The following is an 18,490-nucleotide window of genomic DNA, read 5'->3' as shown; positions in this document are numbered from 1 at the left end:
CGGTGGTTTATTTCTCAGGAAAGATGTTGACAAGCAAAATAAATTCAACACTAAAGAAGACTGTATAATTTAGCAACTCATGACTTCCGATCAACCCAATCCACTTATCGATTTCTCTCACGCCAAAGAACCTCCTCTCTCTCTTGATATCGATAAAGCTCAAGAGGCAGATCCCATTGAACCAGAAGAAGTTACTGGAGAGAGTAAGCTAAACCCCACTCCTGATGATTTGAATAGCGGAGATGAAAATCCAAGAATCGGGGGTAGTCAAATAATTAGTGGCAATATTTCAGCTGGTTGAATATTGCCATTACTAGCTTACTCATCTCTATCTGAGTTAAGTACTCCATCAATAAAGTGTTGCAATCGTTCATAATGTGAACCTTTCCAATAAATGCGATCGCAGTCTTGGCAACGCTGAAATATATCAACCTGCGATCGCACTGTTTCTGGTAGCTTGTCAACGATAGATTGCTTATCTACAGGTTCTAATAATCCATTGCAGCGCAAACACCTTTTAAATGGTGAGACTAATTTAAATAAGTCGTAGCGTTGCAGTACTTCTATGATTTGTTGTTGAGGGTTAGTATTTCTAACGTAATATCCATACGTTACCAAACTACGCATTAATAAACCTTTGTCACGAGTCAAGAGAATCCGTGCTTGGCTGTAGGATATCTGGGCTAATTTCTCATCCTCGTAGTCATTGCGGTATAAAGTATCAAAACCTAAAAGTCGTAGAGATGTCGCCAGCTTCCCCAAATGGATATCTAAAACAAAGTGGATAATACTAAGCGGTTCTGGCATAACCGAAACGTTTGCTATAATAGTACCCCTAGCAGAAATTGGATAAACATTGATAGTATCTCCATCCGAAACTATGTAAGAAAAATTTACATATTCACCATTAACATTGATAAAAGCAACTTCTGGATGAGGGACACCCAAGGACTCAATCATGTCCTTAATTGACGCCCTCTCCTCAAAAAAATGAGAGATTTTCACCTGCTTATGATGCCGTGGTAAAAAATGATTCAATTCTCCATGAAAAAAGAAATATGCGATCGCCATACTTAAAAATCTTTAGATTACTAGGAGCTGCTGTATCCCCTTACTGGCAATAATTTGTCACAATTGCAAAGCTTTATCTATTGTATTGAAAAAATCAATGCTTGCTCAAGTGAGCTATTTCCGCTATAAGATGCCCGTTAACCTTGATTTAACTAACCTTCTAGAGGCGAAAAACGCTAAATAAATTAGAAAGATTCTCAAAAACTTGCATTTATTATTGAGTTCAGTTACAGTCAAGACAGAGGCATATAATCAAACCCTGACATGAGCTTCAGGAAGTTAGATTAGGTAAAAGGGTAAATACCAGGTTTGTTAATGTTGATGTTAGTGACGCTGCTAATAATTAGTCACTAATTTTGCTCATTAACTTATCGTGCATGAAGTACGGGGCACAAAGCATTTACCCCTAATTTAATTGTTTTTATTTTTTCTAAATTAATTGATAATTATTCTCAATATGCATACATGGATAAATACATTAAAAGCAGATAAAAAAGTTTTAAAACAGTATTGCCTTACCAAAGTGTTATCTGTTTATCAGGTGTTCTCGCATCTACTTTTAGGAATATATTTATCGCAAAAGCAACATAAAATTAGATGTTTATATGTAAAAACAACAACTGTAACTAACTATGTAAAAAAATTCAGCAAAACTTTAAATAACTATGTTGGTGCTAGCAATATTTTTGATTGTAATATCAGCTACATCTATATTGTAAGCAAGTTGATTGCCTGTTACTCTCCAAGCGATGTCTGACGACAAGCTGCTGACGCTCCTTCTCTGCGAGACGCTGCGCGAACGCTAATGCATCTACGCAAAAGATTGAACATATTTGATTTGGCGAAAGAAACCAAGTTTAGAAAAACTGAGTTTCAGCAAGTGAAAGTTTAGAAAATACCAAATAACAATAAAACTAGATACAAAATTAACGCCGCGCATACGGAAAAATCTATTTTGATGCTGTTTATCTCTATTGTGGAGACTTTATTAACCGGAAAGACCTTGATCAGTAATGATGTTATAAAGTGGATACCTAGTTTTAACTGGGAAATGAATATTGTTCTTTTTTATCTCCTTTAGCCAAGGATATTGTAGCTAAGAACACAATTGTATTTTGTAATACCTTTCGTCCATAAAATACGCTAATGAGTACAGCGAGATGAATACTTTTTTTTGTTCTGACGATTCACAGCAAGTAGGAGAAGATGTTATTGGTAGCGCCACCAATTATCAAACTTATATTTTAGTTGAGTGCCCTTTACCTTGGACATCAGAAGCTTTTAATTCCAAATGGATACCCCAAAACTTGAGGATTTTGGTAGAAGAAGTGAAGCGTGCTAAACTACCGATTAGATTCCTCTTAATTGCTAATGATGTATCACATAAAGTAAACCATACTACGCTCTTGATTTATCAAAAAGAAGAGGGGTTAAGTAATGGATACCATAAAAAAGAGTTTAAGCTAGCAAATATTGAGCAAGTAGCAGCAGTTGTCCAAAAATGGTTATGGGGTATCAGTTCTAATTCTGAGATAGAAACCACCGCAACTAAAGATATTTTAGTTTGTACCCACGGTAGCCATGATAAATGTTGTGCCAGATATGGCGCTCCTTTTTACTTCAATGTTACAGCAAGGAACGCTGATTTGTGCTTGAATAATGTGCGAATTTGGAAATCATCACACTTTGGTGGACATCGGTTTGCACCAACAATTATAGACTTGCCAGAAGGAAGATATTACGGTCGTATAGATATAGATTCATTTAGATCGATTTTGACTCGTACTGGTAATATTCAATGCTTAAATAAAGTCTATAGAGGTTGGGGAATTCTGCCTGCTGCACTTCAGGTTTTGGAAAGAGAACTAATGCTTTGTAATGGATGGGATTGGTTTAATTACAAAGTTGCAGGCAAAATTTTGGAGCAAAGTTTAGATAATAATACTATTCTGGGTGAGCTAAGTTTTGAACAACCTTCTGGTTCTCTCTACACTTACCAGGCTAAACTTGTGAGAGATGAAAACAAGACTCAACAACTGAAGAGTTCATGCAATGCTACACGAGAGTTGGTAGTTACTAAATATGCTGTAAGTAGTCTTTGGCTTACTTCTAGTAAGGTGATGAGTTATAGTACTTAAAAGAGGAGAGTTTTTCAACGCAGAGGGACGCAAAAGGAAGCGCAGAGGTACGCGGAGTATTGCTGTATTTAGTATAATGCTGCACAAATTCGTAATAAAATCTCTGCGTACCTTTGCGTTTCCCAGCCTGCGGCAAGCCGCAAAAGCGTCTACTGCGCCCCTCTGCGTTGAAATTCCGAATCAGGATTAAGTCATATTTAAGACTTTTCGTAAAAGTATTTGGTCTTCTAATTTGGCTTTTAAACGGCCATTTTCGATATCTCTAATCCAGCTTTGGCTTTTACCTGTAAGCTTTGCCAATTCTCTTTGGGAAAGATTCAAATTTTTTCGCGCTTGCAAAATCTGTTCACCAAGCAAATCGTTTGTAGCTTTAGGCTTCCTTTTAGCTTTAGCAGTTCGCCGTTGCTTCTTTTCCGCTTCTGAGATTTGCTGTTCCCATTCTGGTGGGAGTTCAAAAGCCAAAATCCGCGCATTCATTAAGAGATTCCACTTACCACGGGGGCCTGTATCTGTGAGGCGAGTTTCAGCACCACCGTCATTAGTCCAAAATTCTAATGCTTCATCTGGATCTTCTGGAAGATCAACTAACTTTGCCCATAAAGGTTGAATTTCTGGCGGGTAGGTAACTGGATCGAAAAGTGGTTTCATTCCATAGTGATTAAGAATTTCTAAATCGCTTTCAAAAGTTCGCAGCAGACGTTTGCGTTCTTCCCGTTGTCTGGATGCAAGGGCAACTTTTTCTTCTCCGTAAGCAATACGTAGCAAGGTAGGAATAGTAATGCGTTGTTCCTTGCCCATTTTGGTTTTAAACAGCAACCACAGCATTAATCGGACTGCGCCTTCATGTTGCTGCCAAATGCTCATGACTGTAGTTAGCAATGTTTTGGGAAGACTGCCGTATTGATAGAATGCGGTTCGCTCTTTACATGCTTGTTTGTTTAAGAAATATTGTGCCCATAAACCTGCTTTTACTTTAAAAGTTAGCCCAATAAGATATTTGCATCCAAGATTGTCTTCTTGAAAATGGTGCTGAATATCTACTAAGTGCCATAAGCGGCTACCTGTAATAGAGAATCCGTTAATTCGGCCTTGTTGAGGCCAGTCAATGGAGATAAGCAGGGAGCAAGCTTGCTGGACAAGATTTTTCATTAAAGCTAGTTTGGCTGCTTTGCTTAAATCTTTGCGTTTCTCCATCCCTAAATATTTCTCAATTTGTCGCTCATCGATCGCAAATTCTTGCTCCCAAGGTTGCTCTAAAGCTGTGGCATAAGCTGCAAAAATTAGATGTATGCAAGCGGCTCTGATATCAAGCCCCTCAATTGCTGCTAAATCTGTGGCCTTGTCGTTAACTTTGAATGGATCTTGGATGTGAAAAGCGATCGCACCTCGGCCCTGATTGATTTGCCGGCTGTAACTTATGTAGCCTTCTTCGTCGGTTTCCCAATGTAGCGATGTGCGTTGTGCTAGCACATTACAAGCTTCCCAAATAGCGATCGCTGAAGCAAATGGATTATTCTTGCCGTTAGAAAATAAGTCTAAACTGCTAGCATCTCTAGGTTCTATTTTGCATCTCCCCTTTTTCGACTGCCAAGGAATCGGAGAATTAGTTGGACAAGCTATTACACATTGCGGTTCTGAATAATAGCCCTCACAATTATTACAAAGGCCAGGATCAATCCAGTATTCATTGTCCTCTATTCTGATTGCACCCGTAGGACATTGGGGGCGGCAGTTGTCACATCCAACGCAACTGTTGTTAGGAATTGTATAAGGCATTTGGCTCTTTTCCCACTCTAATCGTTGAGATGTCTGGCTCAGGTCTCCCCTGGATGAGTCCTGTTTATTCATGACTCGCTACCACATTATCTTTCTGGCGAGAATAATCTTTTCTCACCACACTTCCTCCCCACATCCATATTGCTCGCATCCAATTGAAAGCTATTTAAGGCTTTAAAACTGAGCCGGATAAAACTTATTTATTAACTATACATTTCATAAAAATAATGATTAATTTGTTCGTACCGAGCTTAGAAAAAATCTTAACATTTATTTAAATTTACATCTAATTAAAATTTTAGGCTTGACCATAAAGTGTTTTCGGGAAATTTTGAAGTCTGTCATAATTGGATTTCATTTGATTTATTAATGATTTTAATATTTAATGCAGGATAAAATTCTGCTACTAAGTTTACAGTTCCTTCATAATTAACTTTACTTTCTTTAAATAAAAAAATAATATGTTTTGTCATCATTTATCTAAATAAATTAATTAAAGATAAATTAGAAATTATTGGCTTTTAAAATACATATTGCATATATAAAAATGTAACTATTGAACATTTTTTTTAGTATAAGCTAATACTATTTGCATACATTTATCTGCCTAATAATAAAAATATTTGAAAAAGAATATCATCACTCTTATGAGGATAGTTGTATCTGCTGGAAATAATAATTATCCTTTTTTTAATCAACACAGAGTATGGACGGGCTACTTTACTCTCCTACGCCTAGACAATTATTATCAATAAGCTTGATCTATAATTTGAAATTAAAAACAATGTAATTTTGTGTTCAAAGTCATCGAAAATTGATGATTAAAAAGTAATTTTTGAATATAAAACAATAAAAGATTAGGATAATATGATGATTAATGCAGAAACAGATTGATAGGCAAGATTGCCGAGGTATTATTCATGGCACAACTAACAGGTTTGACATTTGGCGGTAAAGCTTGGACACCAAAATTCGCTCAAGAAGTTGACAAAGATAAATGTATCGGCTGTGGCAGATGCGTTAAAGTATGCGGTTACAATGTGCTAGGTTTGAAGGCGCTCAATGAAGAAGGCGAATTTGTAGAAGATGAAGATGATGAAGAAATTGAACGGAAAGTAATGGCAGTTACTTCTCCAGAGAACTGCATTGGTTGTGAAGCGTGTTCACGGATTTGCCCCAAGAATTGCTACACACATGTTGCATTAAACAACTAAGGTTTTTGAAGTTAGTTAAAATTGTTGTTCATTCAAGGAGGCACTGTTTGTATATAGCGCAAATGCGCTAGGCAAGGTAACTTGAGGGGAATATTAAATATTTACTGTAACTAATAAAAAGTTCACAGTAAACAAATCCGTAAATCGCAAAATGCCAGTTATTAACAAATTTAAACTTGCTGCTAATATAGCCTAATCAATATTAGGTCTAACAGTGCCCTCTTAGAACAACTAGCTTTTCTGGGAGCAGGGGGGCTACCTTTTTCATAGGAGTTGAAATATAATTTGTAAGTTTCTGGGGGAAAGATATGGAAAAAATCTGGAAGTTTCCCCCATTTTTTATGGCTGCACGTTAGAAAGTTAATAGGTGAAAAGGGAATAGGGAATAGGGAATGGGGAATAGATAATAATGCCCAGTGCCTAAATACCTAATACCAGAAAATTATACCTTTAAAGACTGTTTACACAGGTAGCATGTATGCAACAAGTTCCTGTTTCACTATGGACTCTGGTTGCCGGGATAGTAGTTACAGCAATCAGTATTTGGATTGGTCAGAATCACACTTTGATGCCGGTGCAAGCATCGTTACAAGCGCCTTTGGTAGACGGTTTTTTTAACGTCATGTTTACCATTGCGATCGCACTCTTCTTAGTTGTAGAAGGAACAATTGTACTTTTTTTGATTCAGTTTCGTCGCCGTCGCGGTGATGATACCGATGGTGTGCGAGTAGAAGGCAACGTTCCCTTAGAAATCTTTTGGACAGCAATCCCAACAGTGATTGTTCTCGGCTTGGGCATCTACAGTGTAGATGTTTTTAACCAAATGGGCGGCTTTGAGCCTGCGGGTCATCCTCATTCAGCAGCTCATGTTGCTCATATACCGGGGAGTGCTATTGCAGCCACATTAAGCGATACTGAAACAACAACTGCCCCAACAATTGCTCCGACAATTGCCCCAACAATTGGTATCGGCGCGTCTCCTCAAACTATAAACAAACCAGCCGACTTAGTTGTTGATGTCAAAGGCATACAGTACGCCTGGATATTTAATTACCCCGATAGTGGCATTACCTCTGGGGAATTGCACATACCCGTCGGTGCTGATGTGCAACTCAACCTTTCAGCACAAGATGTAATTCACTCCTTCTGGGTGCCAAACTTCCGTTTGAAACAAGATGCACTTCCCGGTATCCCTACCGAACTACGATTTGTCGCCACCAAACCAGGTACATATCCCGTAGTTTGTGCTGAGTTGTGCGGTGGTTATCACGGTTCAATGCGGACACAAGTAATTGTCCACACACCAGAAGAATATGATAACTGGCGGACAGAAAACCAAATTGCTCAACAGCAAAATTTAAATCAAGTCGTTGCAATTAATCCAGCCGACTTATCAACATCAGAGTTTCTCGCGCCCCATACCCATGATATGGGAATTAGTGCAGCAACTTTAGAGTCATTGGTCATTGGTCAGGAGAGACGCGATTAATCGCGTCTGTACAAGAGTCAAATTTAATTACTTTGGATGTTTGACCCTGGACTTTGCATAAGGGTAAAAAATATGACGCAGGTAGAATTTCCACGGAATACTCCACCAGAAGAAAAAAAACCGGAAATGGTGGCTGGCCACACCTCCCATCCGAAGGCGTGGAAATGGCAGGACTATTTTACATTTAATGTTGACCACAAGGTTATTGGTATCCAATATCTAGTGACGGCGTTTGTTTTCTATCTCATCGGCGGACTGATGGCGATCGCTCTGCGTGTCGAATTAGCAACACCAGATGCAGACGTACTCGATCCCAATTTGTATAACGCTTTCATGACCAATCACGGAACGATCATGATCTTCCTGTGGATTGTTCCTAGCGCGATTGGGGGGTTTGGTAACTATTTAGTGCCGTTGATGGTCGGTGCTAGGGATATGGCTTTCCCGAAGCTGAACGCGATCGCCTTTTGGTTAAACCCACCAGCAGGATTACTCATATTAGGTAGTTTCATTTTTGGCGGTTCGCAATCTGGTTGGACAGCTTACCCACCTTTGAGTTTGGTGACAGCACCAATTGCTCAAACTATGTGGATACTTGCGATCGTCTTGGTGGGAACTTCTTCAATTTTGGGTTCACTGAACTTTGTGATCACCATTTTGATGATGAAGGTTCCTAGCATGAAATGGGATCAAGTTCCCCTATTTTGCTGGGCAATCTTGGCAACCTCCCTGCTGGCACTTCTCTCCACACCTGTATTAGCAGCCGGTTTAGTTCTGCTGTTGTTTGACCTCAACTTTGGCACCTCCTTCTTTAAACCAGATGCAGGCGGTAACGTTGTAATTTATCAACACTTATTCTGGTTTTATTCTCACCCGGCTGTATATTTAATGATTCTGCCTATCTTCGGCATCATGTCGGAGGTAATTCCAGTTCACGCCCGTAAGCCAATCTTTGGTTATAAAGCGATCGCTTATTCTAGTGTAGCAATCTGCGTTGTCGGTTTGTTCGTCTGGGTACACCACATGTTCACCAGTGGCACACCCGGTTGGATGCGGATGTTCTTCACCATCTCCACTCTTATAGTTGCAGTTCCCACTGGCGTTAAGATTTTTGCCTGGGTTGCTACCCTTTGGGGTGGTAAAATCCGCTTCACAGGTGCGATGCTTTTCGCCATTGGCTTGTTGTCCATGTTTGTCATGGGCGGCTTAAGTGGCGTGACGATGGGAACAGCCCCCTTTGATGTTCATGTCCACGACACATATTATGTAGTAGGACATTTCCATTACGTTCTGTTTGGCGGTTCCGTGTTTGGCATCTACGCCGGCATTTATCACTGGTTCCCCAAAATGACCGGACGAATGCTGAATGAAAGCTTGGCACGCATTCACTTTGCCCTTACCTTCATTGGTACTAATCTAACTTTTTTACCCATGCACGAATTGGGTTTGAAAGGAATGCCCCGACGAGTGGCAATGTATGACCCCCAATTTATCGACCTGAATCAAATTTGTACCTTTGGTTCATTTGTCTTGGGGATATCCGTAATTCCTTTCGCCATCAACATGATCTACAGTTGGTTGAAAGGGCCTTTGGCTGGTGATAATCCTTGGCAAGCTTTGACTTTAGAATGGACAACAAGCTCACCACCTGCAATTGAAAACTGGGAAGTGTTGCCGATTGTCACTCATGGCCCTTATGACTACGGTCATGGTCATAGTAATGAAGTACAGCCATCTGCAACGCCGGAAGCTAGTGCTTAGTACAGCTTTGCGTAAAAGCCAACGCATTAACAGCCAATGCATTAACAATGCAAGCCGATGCATTCACAATGCAAGCCAATGCATTAACAATGTAAGCTAACGCATTAACAATGCAAGCCAATGCATTAACAATGCAAGCTAACGCATTAACAATGCAAGCTAACGCATTAACAATGCAAGCCGATGCATTAACAATGTAAGCCAATGCATTAACAATGCAAGCTAACGCATTAACATTGTCGGGTATTGCCAAATTTAATTCGCTACGAATTAATGAAATGCTGTACTTAGTTAAAAAATAACTCTTGTGGGCTTGGGCATCCTGCCTTAATTTAAAACAAGTGAAACACCCATCCCACAAGCAAATCAGGACTGTGAAGAATTGAATTGCCCGACGCTTCACCTTTGAGGGTAAACAATATGACCATAGCTACGACAAGCGAAGCTCACAGTGCAGGACACGAAGAACATCCAGATTTAAGAGTTTGGGGATTGTTGACGTTCCTCGCTTCTGAATCCCTGATGTTTGGGGGATTTTTTGCCACTTATTTATTTTTCCGGAGTACTACAGCAGTTTGGCCTCCAGAAGGAAGCGAAGTAGAACTACTCGTGCCGACGATTAACACCATTATCCTGGTGTCTAGTAGTTTCGTCATTCACTTCGGTGATACGGCAATTAAAAAGAATAACGTCAAGGGAATGCAACTATGGTACGCAATTACCGCAATCATGGGGGCAATTTTCTTAGGTGGTCAGGTTTATGAGTACTCAACATTAGGATACGGACTGACTACCAACGTCTTCGCTAACTGCTTTTATATCATGACAGGGTTCCACGGTTTGCACGTTTTCGTGGGATTGTTATTGATCTTACGTGCATTGTGGCGATCGCGTCTTCCTGGTGAATATTCTGCAACCAATCATACTTTCATCGAAATGACAGAAATTTACTGGCACTTCGTAGACATTATTTGGATTGTTTTATTCACCTTGGTGTACGTTCTTACTTTGTTTTAACAAAAGTTAGGAGTGAGAAGTGAGGAGTTAAGAATTCACAATTTCTAACTCATAATTCCTAACTTATAACTCCTAACTCCTAACTCATAACTATCCAGGAGTTCATTATGCAAGCTAATACAAACCAATTCTCATGGTTCCAGGTTCCAGATGACGTTAAAAATCTCTTAATTTTAGCTGCACAAAATTGGGAGAACACATCAGAATCGGAAAAATATATTCAACAAGCTTTAGCCCAAACTGGTGATAATACAGATGTCTTAGTAGCAGCATATAGATTTTTCTATTATAAAAATAATTATTCTCTTGCACTGCAAACAACAGTTAAATTATTAGATAAAATTAAAGAAGTAGAAAAATTGCCTGATGACTGGGAGCAACTTAAGCCTATATTAGTCAATCGCAAAGAAGATCCACAAATTCGATTGTACTTAAATGCTTATGCTGCTTCTGGATTAGTGCTAGCCAACTTAGGAGAAATTGAGCAGGCAAAAGAAATCAGCGCCAAAGTCAAAGAGATAGACGAAAAGCATGATTTTGGAGCCGGAATCCTCCTGGATATTTTGACACGTCCAGCAGAAGAAGATGATTAATTAGTCAACAATCTACCATCAAGGTGAACAATCATGAACAATTGGTTATCTACTACATCATATTCCTCATACTCCCTATTAGGAGTTGCTACTGATAGCAACTCTATCATTCCTTCTATTACTATACCTACTAAACTTCCTGGAGGTAATAATATTCCTAATGTCTCTCCGATCATTATCATCCAATCTTCTCAGCTATCAATTTGAAACTTATGAAAGGTAGGGATTGGCTGCTAACGGGGGACGGTCAGTATCAAGCCTGTAAAGCTGTAAGAGCATGGGATTTATTGAGAGAAAATTATCGTCTTTATCGGTTTTTAACTGAGGTCGAAGATGTTCTCAATAATGCGGATGATGAAACCAGTCGTCTACCAGAAATCCGAATGCTCGTCCGGCGCTTGATAGTAAATTCCTACTGGGTGCGAAGTCAACGTTTAGAACCTTCGCCCAAAACAGGAACCTCTGTTTTACTCCTATATGATGAATTGGGTTTTCCGTTGACGGTGCAAACAGTAACATTTGCACCTGGAACCCGATCAAACATTCATAATCATGGGACGTGGGGAATAGTGGCGGTGTTACAAGGCCAGGAGAAAAATAGTTTTTGGCGACGCACTCCTAGCCCAGAATTTCAGGACAAAATTGAGCAGACGGGAGAGATAAGTCTATTTCCAGGGGATATTATTAGCTTCACTCCCGATGCAATTCACTGTGTAGAAGCAGTGGGCGATGAACCAACTGTGACTTTTAATATCTACGGTGAAACTGATCCAAATGAGAGATTTGAGTTTGACCCGGTTAAGTGTAGTGCTAAAAGCTTTTAGCATCACGCGGTAGAGGCGCACATTTGTGCGCCCTTAAAAACGAATAGTATTTTATAGCGAGGTAGTTGAATGGCAAGGGTAATTTTTTATAGCAAACCAGGCTGTAAAGGTGGTACTAAGCAAAAAGTTTTGCTAACAGCTGCTGGTCATGAGGTGATACCATACAACCTGCTAACAGAACCTTGGACAGTTGAGCGGTTGCGTTCATTTTTTGGCGATCGCCCTGTAGCTGAATGGTTTAATCCTTCCGCTCCAAAGGTAAAATCTGGTGAGGTGGTTCCTGAAAAAGTGGATGAACAAACCGCTTTGGCGCTGATGCTGAAAGAGCCGTTGTTGATTCGCCGTCCTTTGTTAGAAGTAGGCGAACAGCGCGAGGTAGGATTTGATGTACAAAAAATTGATGCTTGGATTGGCTTACAAGCTCTGGATGAATCCTTGCAAAAAATCAGCGACAATCTGATGAAGGAGAATTTGCAAGGCTGTTCCCACGGTCATGGTCATCATCATGAACATGATCATGAACACCAAAAGCAAGGTAACTGTAAACATTAGTACAGGATATGGCCGTTCTCGGTTGAGTAGGTACTAAACCCCACCCTCAACCCCCTCCCCGCTTGCGAGGAGGGGGCTAAGATGCAACAATGCTCTCAAATATCAACATACAATTTTGGAGTGATCTTTGTAACATCTCGTGAAACTATGCTGAGTTTTGTCACAAATGTTACAACGCTAAACTTGCATGGGCATATTAAGAATGCTTATATTGCAAGAGAAAACAATGATAGCTACTTTATCTGGTTATCAACTCCTCGAAACTCTTCACTCCGGTAGTAAAACCGTCATTTATCGTGGACGGCGAGAAACCGATAATGTCTCTGTCATTGTCAAAACTCTCCTGTGCGAACATCCACTCTTAGAAGACATAGCTTGACTACAGCAATTTTCATTTGCATGAAGTAGGGACATACAGCTGTATGCCCCTACTTCTGTCTTTAACGGACGCCAGCAGTTTCTAAGGATAAATCTTGAAACATGGGTGTGCTGAGGTAACGTTCGCCAAAGGAAGGTTGAATCATCACGATTAAACGTCCGGCGTTTTCTGGACGTTTACCTACTTGAATTGCAGCACACAAGGCTGCACCAGAGGATATCCCAGATAATAAGCCTTCTTCTTTTGCTAAACGTCGCCCATAAGCGATCGCTTGTTCATCGCTGACTCTAATTACTTCATCAACCAATTCTAGGCGGAGAACATCTGGGATAAATCCGGCACCAATACCTTGAATTTTGTGTGGCCCGGCTTCACCACCGGAGAGAACTGGGCTATTGCTGGGTTCAACTGCGATCGCTTTAAAAGTCGGCTTACGCTGTTTGAGTACTTCTGCAACCCCAGTAATTGTCCCACCAGTACCTACCCCAGCAATGACAATATCCACTTCCCCGTCTGTATCTGCCCAAATTTCTTCGGCGGTGGTTTCTTGGTGAACTTTAGGATTGGCAGGGTTGCGGAACTGTTGCAGCATAAAAGCATCAGGAGTATTAGCCACAATTTCTTCGGCTTTGCGAATAGCTCCCCGCATTCCCTCAACGCCTGGTGTCAATTCCAAAGAAGCACCATAAGCCCTGAGCATAGCCCGCCGTTCTTGGCTCATGGTTTCTGGCATTGTCAAAATCAAACGGTAGCCACGCGCGGCTGCTACCATCGCTAGAGCAATTCCTGTATTACCAGAGGTAGGCTCAACTAAAATCGTCTTTCCAGGGGAAATTGAGCCAGCAGCTTCTGCTGAGAGTACCATACTTAACGCAATGCGGTCTTTCACCGAAGCTGCTGGGTTCATCCCTTCTAATTTGACAACTATCCTTGCTACTACTCCCTCAGCTTGAGGAATCTTGTTCAGTTGAACTAAAGGAGTTCGTCCAATCAGTTCTGTTATGTCTTGAGCAATCCGCATTATTTAACTCCTAAAATTCTAAATCCTAGTACAGAGTATTTACTTGTAACAATAAGCTTTTGTGTATTTAATTTGTAGTTTGGTATCAATGAGTGCATATACTATGTATTCTAACTCAACCACAAAATCTGAAAGTTTAGGAAGAACCTTTATTAGATGTTCGTTCCCATTGATTCTTACTTCAGCAGAGGGCTAGCTTGCCATACTTATATTTTACCATTTGCAATTGCTGACTATTGCTTTTTGGGCAGAATTCTGTATATATGCATAATTTTTACCATTATTTTCAATATCTTCTATTTGTTATAGAAATATAATTTACTTTCGAAACCTTTAATTGTTTTTTCCAAATTATTAGTCTATCTTTATCAAAAGATATTGATATTTTATTTTGAGTGCATTTTTTGGAAGATAAAAACTGCATCAGAAACAGTCTTTAATCATTGCCTACACTGCTTTGAGGTTGAGTACAGAAATACCAGAACCCCACCTCGTAAACACTAGAACCCCGTCCTAAAAACACTAGCACCCATACCCCAATTAATTTTTGTAAGACTTATCAGGCAACGATTACAGGCTTTGAGTACTATTCTAATGAATTTAATAATCTTAACGGGGCTAAGGTAAACTGTTTTGTGGAGAGCTGCTGATATAAATCGTATAGGATTTACGCAGAGATTCCCCTCTACCCCCCAACATTCCTGAGCGAAAGCTTAGTGAACTAGGGGGGACTTCTTAATCTCTCTTTTGATAAGAGGATGAAATCACATTCTCTGAATCTGAGTGCGTTATTTATGACTGATTAATCCTACGTTTTGTGAAAATCTTGGTAACTTTTCAGTGGTCAGTAGTCAGTGGTAACTATAAAAATGACTGGCAACTAAGGATTAGGAAAATTACCGATTACACATATTTTAATATCAAAACTGTTTGAAAAGTAGAAATATATAGCTACTTAAGATAAACAGCAAAAGATATTTTCTTGCTGAGTGCATACTACCTAGCAAGGGAGAGCCGAGATGAAAGCCAAACTTTTAAATCTTCTCACAGTTTGCGTAGTTACCTTAGTAGTGCTTTCTCCAGGAGTAGTAGTATTTGGCATAGTTTGGGAGCGACATTTGGAGTTAGTAAAATCCCAGATTTTAGCCTGCGAAGTTAACAAGACTAGTAGAGATGCTCCTATCTTGGATCCCCGGACAGAGGGTACACATTCCCCTCAGACTAGCATCAAATCCTCTGACCGTAATGTGATTCATCAAATGCTGACTGTTGCTGAACAATATAAATTTGCCACGATCCTACAATGGTTCTTCTTGCTAACCCCTATTTGTGTTGGGTTAGGGATTCTTTTTTACGACAGATATCTTGTTCATCGTGCTGCTGTTTTAAAAGAACAAGTTGAAATGTTGGAAAGGCTATGGCAGCACAGTATCGAACAGTAACCAATTCACAATTAACTCACTAAAATCAGGAAGCTTATTATGTCAGAACAACGCCAAAAACTGTATTTCAATCTGATTGATGAGCTACTCAAATGCCCTAATGGTCAGGAACCAGAAGTTTTGCAAAGTAAGCCAGAATTGATTGATTCTGGATTTGTAGAAACAATGCTACAAGTAGCGACTATGTTTGCCCATGAAGGCAATCAAGATGGTGCTAAGTTTTTATTTTTTGTAGCGCGTGAGCTAGCTAAAGAACTGGGTTTATACCCAGAAGTTGCCAATCCTGAAGTTGCAAACACTGAAGCCGCAAATAAGGAGTAAAAATGCTGTTGACTTCGACGGATGCAGGACAAATAGCTTTAGAACTGCTGATGGCAGATTGGAATATTTCAGAAGAGAATCGGGAGTGGTTTACAATCTTTAACTCTCGTCTAATTGGCGAGAGTTGGTACACTGTAGAATTAGGTGTAGAAGGATTTCCCGATCGATGGTTTATTCAAGTATATGACAATGGAGTGTGTGATCCAAACTACACATTTATATCACCAATCCGTGGTTTTGAAGGATTTACGGACTTTGGAAATGTGCCGGATATTGTAGCGGAAGTCTTAGCTTGTGAACGCAATGCTCGATAATAATTAAAAAGACAAAATTTAGAATTCAATATTAAGATATGCTATTTAAATGCATTTTATTTGAATTCATAATTTTCGCTATTAGAGTATTTGGGTGCATCTTACATTTGCCAATATCCGTGTCGAGAAAATCTTTGTTTTGGTGTTGCTTTACCGCCCTGCAATGAATTGTGAGCTAATAGCTAAAGTGCGTTGAAACGCGCACTAAACTTAAAGAAATTGAAATTGATTTGGACTGATGAGTTAGATTATCTATTAATTCGCCAACAGTCTCATTCTATTCATCAAGGCTAGGGGTATTAAAACCAATACTTTGATGATATCAGGCTAATTAAAACCATATTCCTTGCGATGCCCTGAGCAAGCCCTTAGCTGGGTGTGGTTTCTCTTAGACTAATGACTCTGGCGTTGCAGTTTGATATTTAAATATAAAGATGCTTTACGCAAATTTGAGGTAATACTAAACAATGTATGCCTCTTTTTTTCGTAATGTTTAATATTTTCTTTAAGCCTATTAGGCTATTTTGTCATGTTTAATTGATAAAATTATGTTATATTAAATAGCGTGATGGACGCTACAGAAATATCAGTTCCAATGATTGCTGAAGATATCTTAGCCAAAGAATTCACAAGAGTCCTCAATGACTACTACCCAAAAGTTGGAGAACTACTAGACGGGTGTTATGTGAAAGTCATCACCTGTTTTTGGGGACGACCTGCTAGACGCTTGCAATATATAGGAATTTATTGCTCTGACGAAATGATTTCCTGTGTGCAAGCCCACAAAGAAATACTCAGAGAAGTAGCAGACAACATGGGTCTAGTACAGGTAGTCTGCATGAATGCCAAACGATTATTGCGCGACCCGATGTCGAACATCAAACACAATAACCCACGTCTATGGTTGGAGTTGCAGTGGGTTGCAAATTAGTCTTTGATCGCATTAATTGAGAGGAGTAAAGGTGTTTGTAGTGAAAACTTTAGTCCTCAAATATTTAAGTACTAAAGTGCTTACTACGAACCTATCGACCATTAGAATAGCCAGCACAAAGTATTAACGCAAGTAATGAAAACTGGAATTTTCTGCAATTACGATAATCATCACCAAGATGCTCATCGTGCCATCTTTGAGCAAGTCACGCTGATAAAACAGGCAGAAAGTTTAGGTTTTGAGTCAGCCTGGGTGAGTGAGCATCATTTTAGTGAATCCAATCTCAGCCCTTCTATGTTGCTGTTAATGGCACATTTGGCGGGGCTGACTTCAACTATCCAATTAGCCACTGCGGCGGTGTTACTGCCATTCCATAACCCGATTCGGGTAGCGGAAGATATCGCCACTCTGGATAACCTGTGCAATGGACGATTATTATTTGGGGTTGCTAAAGGCGGCCCCTTTCCCCAACAAAATAAGCATTTTGCGACACTCCCAAGTGAATCCCGTCCCAGGATGCTAGAGGCGATCGCACTGATTCACAAGCTGTTATATGAAACTGATGTATCATTTAATGGCAAGTATTATCAATGCGATCGCTTAACAATTTACCCAAAACCATTGCAGAGTCAAATACCAGTGTATGTTGCCACTGGCGGGGATGATGGTATCGAGTTTGCTGCTAAACATTCCTTCAGCTTGATGGGTGGGCCGCCATTCTCCCTACAGAGATTGAAGGATACTGTTGCTAAATATCGAGCCTTAAATTCTAGTGGTGCGGAAAATTTCGTGCTGGCACGCTTTTTTTATGTTGGCAAAACATTTGATGAGGCAGTGAGTGAGGCATTACCTTTCATCCGCCAATTTAGCAAGAAAATGACAGCTAATTCGGCTGAAGTATTACAGAATAGTGCGAATCCCAACCAAAAACCATTTGATCGCACAAACATTTGTTTCGACGAAGATTATTTGATTGAGAATTCAATTATTGGTGATGTGGAGACTTGTCGAGACAAAATCAAGAAATTTCAAGACGAATTAAATTTAGGTACGTTAGCACTCAAACCCTCGTCTTCGGATATGCAAAAAAACCTGGAGAGTTTGACGCGCTACAACCAAGAGGTGCGAAATTATGTCTTCTAAACTATACCTGCTTCCTCCCGATGATTTACCTCCCTCTGAGGTAACAAAAGAGGATGGAATGCTGCAAATGGAGCTAGAACAGTCTACAGGTAGATGCTTTTATCTAGCCTGCGATCGCATTACGCGAGTCCTGTTATCTAATTGTCAGTGGTATGTCACAACAAATGCTAGCATTCTAACATTAATTGTTGACTGTCCTGACTTAGTATCTTACTGGCATATAGTCAGCAATATTGCTCAGTTAGGTAATAGGTTAGAGCGGTTTGCTAGCAACGGTAAAATCCGCGTTTATCCGCCATTTGGCAAGGGGATGCCCTTTGAAATCAGCGTAAATGAAATATCAGCTTACCGAGATTGGCTTTGAGGTAAATCGAAACTGGGAATCACACTAAATATAGCTGTCTTCCACCCTGTACTCCTAAAGTACAGGGTGTTACAATTTTTATCCAAGCTACTTCTCCAAATAGCACCACTTTTCATCAAACCGCAGAGGGATTATCGATG

Annotated in this window: 20 protein-coding genes; 16 read left to right on the top strand and 4 right to left on the bottom strand. The window is 39.9% G+C overall.

Features of this window, described 5'->3' with window-relative positions; all coding sequences use genetic code 11:
• Positions 1-79 precede the first annotated feature (79 nt).
• Positions 80-301 carry a hypothetical protein gene (locus LC608_RS13455; RefSeq protein WP_229554020.1) on the top strand — a complete coding sequence of 74 codons (222 nt, stop codon included), beginning with the start codon at positions 80-82 and terminating at the stop codon, positions 299-301.
• 17 nt (positions 302-318) lie between these two features.
• Here the strand turns inward: LC608_RS13455 and LC608_RS13450 are convergent, their stop codons facing one another.
• Entirely contained in the window at positions 319-1,071 is a 753-nt protein-coding gene (locus LC608_RS13450; RefSeq protein WP_229554019.1) for a Mut7-C RNAse domain-containing protein, read from the bottom strand.
• A gap of 1,160 nt (positions 1,072-2,231) precedes the next feature.
• Between LC608_RS13450 and LC608_RS13445 the strand changes: the two genes are divergently transcribed.
• A complete protein-coding gene (locus tag LC608_RS13445) occupies positions 2,232-3,209 on the top strand; it encodes a sucrase ferredoxin (protein ID WP_229554018.1) in 978 nt (325 codons plus the stop codon).
• Positions 3,210-3,395: 186 nt separating this feature from the next.
• Here the strand turns inward: LC608_RS13445 and LC608_RS13440 are convergent, their stop codons facing one another.
• Positions 3,396-4,985: a helix-turn-helix domain-containing protein gene (locus LC608_RS13440; protein WP_229554102.1), complete on the bottom strand. Its 1,590-nt coding sequence runs from the start codon at positions 4,983-4,985 to the stop codon at positions 3,396-3,398.
• A 920-nt stretch (positions 4,986-5,905) separates the two neighbouring features.
• Here LC608_RS13440 and fdxB point away from each other — a divergent pair.
• The 5 genes from fdxB to LC608_RS13415 all read left to right on the top strand — a co-directional run bounded on the left by fdxB (position 5,906) and on the right by LC608_RS13415 (position 11,059).
• Entirely contained in the window at positions 5,906-6,199 is a 294-nt protein-coding gene (gene fdxB, locus LC608_RS13435; RefSeq protein WP_229554017.1) for a ferredoxin III, nif-specific, read from the top strand.
• 478 nt (positions 6,200-6,677) lie between these two features.
• Positions 6,678-7,688: a cytochrome c oxidase subunit II gene (locus LC608_RS13430; protein ID WP_229554016.1), complete on the top strand. Its 1,011-nt coding sequence runs from the start codon at positions 6,678-6,680 to the stop codon at positions 7,686-7,688.
• A 72-nt stretch (positions 7,689-7,760) separates the two neighbouring features.
• Complete coding sequence (ctaD, locus tag LC608_RS13425; protein WP_229554015.1) at positions 7,761-9,449, top strand: cytochrome c oxidase subunit I; 1,689 nt, start codon at positions 7,761-7,763, stop codon at positions 9,447-9,449.
• 420 nt (positions 9,450-9,869) lie between these two features.
• Positions 9,870-10,466 carry a heme-copper oxidase subunit III gene (locus LC608_RS13420; protein WP_229554014.1) on the top strand — a complete coding sequence of 199 codons (597 nt, stop codon included), beginning with the start codon at positions 9,870-9,872 and terminating at the stop codon, positions 10,464-10,466.
• Positions 10,467-10,573: 107 nt separating this feature from the next.
• The gene (locus tag LC608_RS13415; protein WP_229554013.1) at positions 10,574-11,059 is read left to right on the top strand and encodes a hypothetical protein; all 486 of its coding nucleotides are present in this window, start codon (positions 10,574-10,576) and stop codon (positions 11,057-11,059) included.
• Here LC608_RS13415 and LC608_RS13410 read toward each other — a convergent pair.
• Complete coding sequence (locus tag LC608_RS13410; RefSeq protein WP_229554012.1) at positions 11,056-11,241, bottom strand: hypothetical protein; 186 nt, start codon at positions 11,239-11,241, stop codon at positions 11,056-11,058. The genes LC608_RS13415 and LC608_RS13410 overlap by 4 nt on opposite strands.
• A 30-nt stretch (positions 11,242-11,271) precedes the next feature.
• Between LC608_RS13410 and LC608_RS13405 the strand changes: the two genes are divergently transcribed.
• From LC608_RS13405 to LC608_RS13395, 3 genes are all read left to right on the top strand, one after another.
• Positions 11,272-11,883, top strand: coding sequence for a cupin (locus LC608_RS13405; protein WP_229554011.1), 612 nt, complete (start codon positions 11,272-11,274; stop codon positions 11,881-11,883).
• A gap of 69 nt (positions 11,884-11,952) precedes the next feature.
• Positions 11,953-12,435 carry an ArsC/Spx/MgsR family protein gene (locus LC608_RS13400; RefSeq protein ID WP_229554010.1) on the top strand — a complete coding sequence of 161 codons (483 nt, stop codon included), beginning with the start codon at positions 11,953-11,955 and terminating at the stop codon, positions 12,433-12,435.
• 226 nt (positions 12,436-12,661) lie between these two features.
• Positions 12,662-12,814, top strand: a complete 153-nt coding sequence (locus tag LC608_RS13395) for a hypothetical protein (protein WP_229554009.1) — start codon at positions 12,662-12,664, stop codon at positions 12,812-12,814.
• Between the two features lie 61 nt (positions 12,815-12,875).
• On the opposite strand, the gene cysK is transcribed toward LC608_RS13395, so the two are convergent.
• On the bottom strand, positions 12,876-13,835 hold the full coding sequence (cysK, locus tag LC608_RS13390) for a cysteine synthase A (protein WP_229554008.1): 960 nt from the start codon (positions 13,833-13,835) through the stop codon (positions 12,876-12,878).
• A 1,019-nt stretch (positions 13,836-14,854) separates the two neighbouring features.
• Here cysK and LC608_RS13385 point away from each other — a divergent pair.
• The 6 genes from LC608_RS13385 (at position 14,855) to LC608_RS13360 (ending at position 18,350) form a co-directional block, all read left to right on the top strand.
• A complete protein-coding gene (locus LC608_RS13385) occupies positions 14,855-15,277 on the top strand; it encodes a hypothetical protein (RefSeq protein ID WP_229554007.1) in 423 nt (140 codons plus the stop codon).
• A gap of 39 nt (positions 15,278-15,316) precedes the next feature.
• Positions 15,317-15,598, top strand: coding sequence for a hypothetical protein (locus LC608_RS13380; RefSeq protein WP_229554006.1), 282 nt, complete (start codon positions 15,317-15,319; stop codon positions 15,596-15,598).
• 2 nt (positions 15,599-15,600) lie between these two features.
• Positions 15,601-15,912, top strand: coding sequence for a hypothetical protein (locus LC608_RS13375; RefSeq protein ID WP_229554005.1), 312 nt, complete (start codon positions 15,601-15,603; stop codon positions 15,910-15,912).
• A 568-nt stretch (positions 15,913-16,480) separates the two neighbouring features.
• Positions 16,481-16,843: a hypothetical protein gene (locus tag LC608_RS13370; RefSeq protein ID WP_167407650.1), complete on the top strand. Its 363-nt coding sequence runs from the start codon at positions 16,481-16,483 to the stop codon at positions 16,841-16,843.
• A 135-nt stretch (positions 16,844-16,978) separates the two neighbouring features.
• The gene (locus LC608_RS13365) at positions 16,979-17,986 is read left to right on the top strand and encodes an LLM class flavin-dependent oxidoreductase (protein ID WP_229554004.1); all 1,008 of its coding nucleotides are present in this window, start codon (positions 16,979-16,981) and stop codon (positions 17,984-17,986) included.
• On the top strand, positions 17,976-18,350 hold the full coding sequence (locus LC608_RS13360) for a hypothetical protein (protein ID WP_229554003.1): 375 nt from the start codon (positions 17,976-17,978) through the stop codon (positions 18,348-18,350). Before LC608_RS13365 ends, LC608_RS13360 begins: the two co-directional genes overlap by 11 nt.
• The last annotated feature ends 140 nt before the right edge of the window (positions 18,351-18,490 follow it).

This window comes from Nostoc sp. XA010 (assembly GCF_020829625.1).
Lineage (GTDB): Bacteria > Cyanobacteriota > Cyanobacteriia > Cyanobacteriales > Nostocaceae > Nostoc.
The sequence above is the reverse complement of the archived record's forward strand: the minus strand, read 5'-3'. Positions and strand labels throughout refer to the sequence as shown.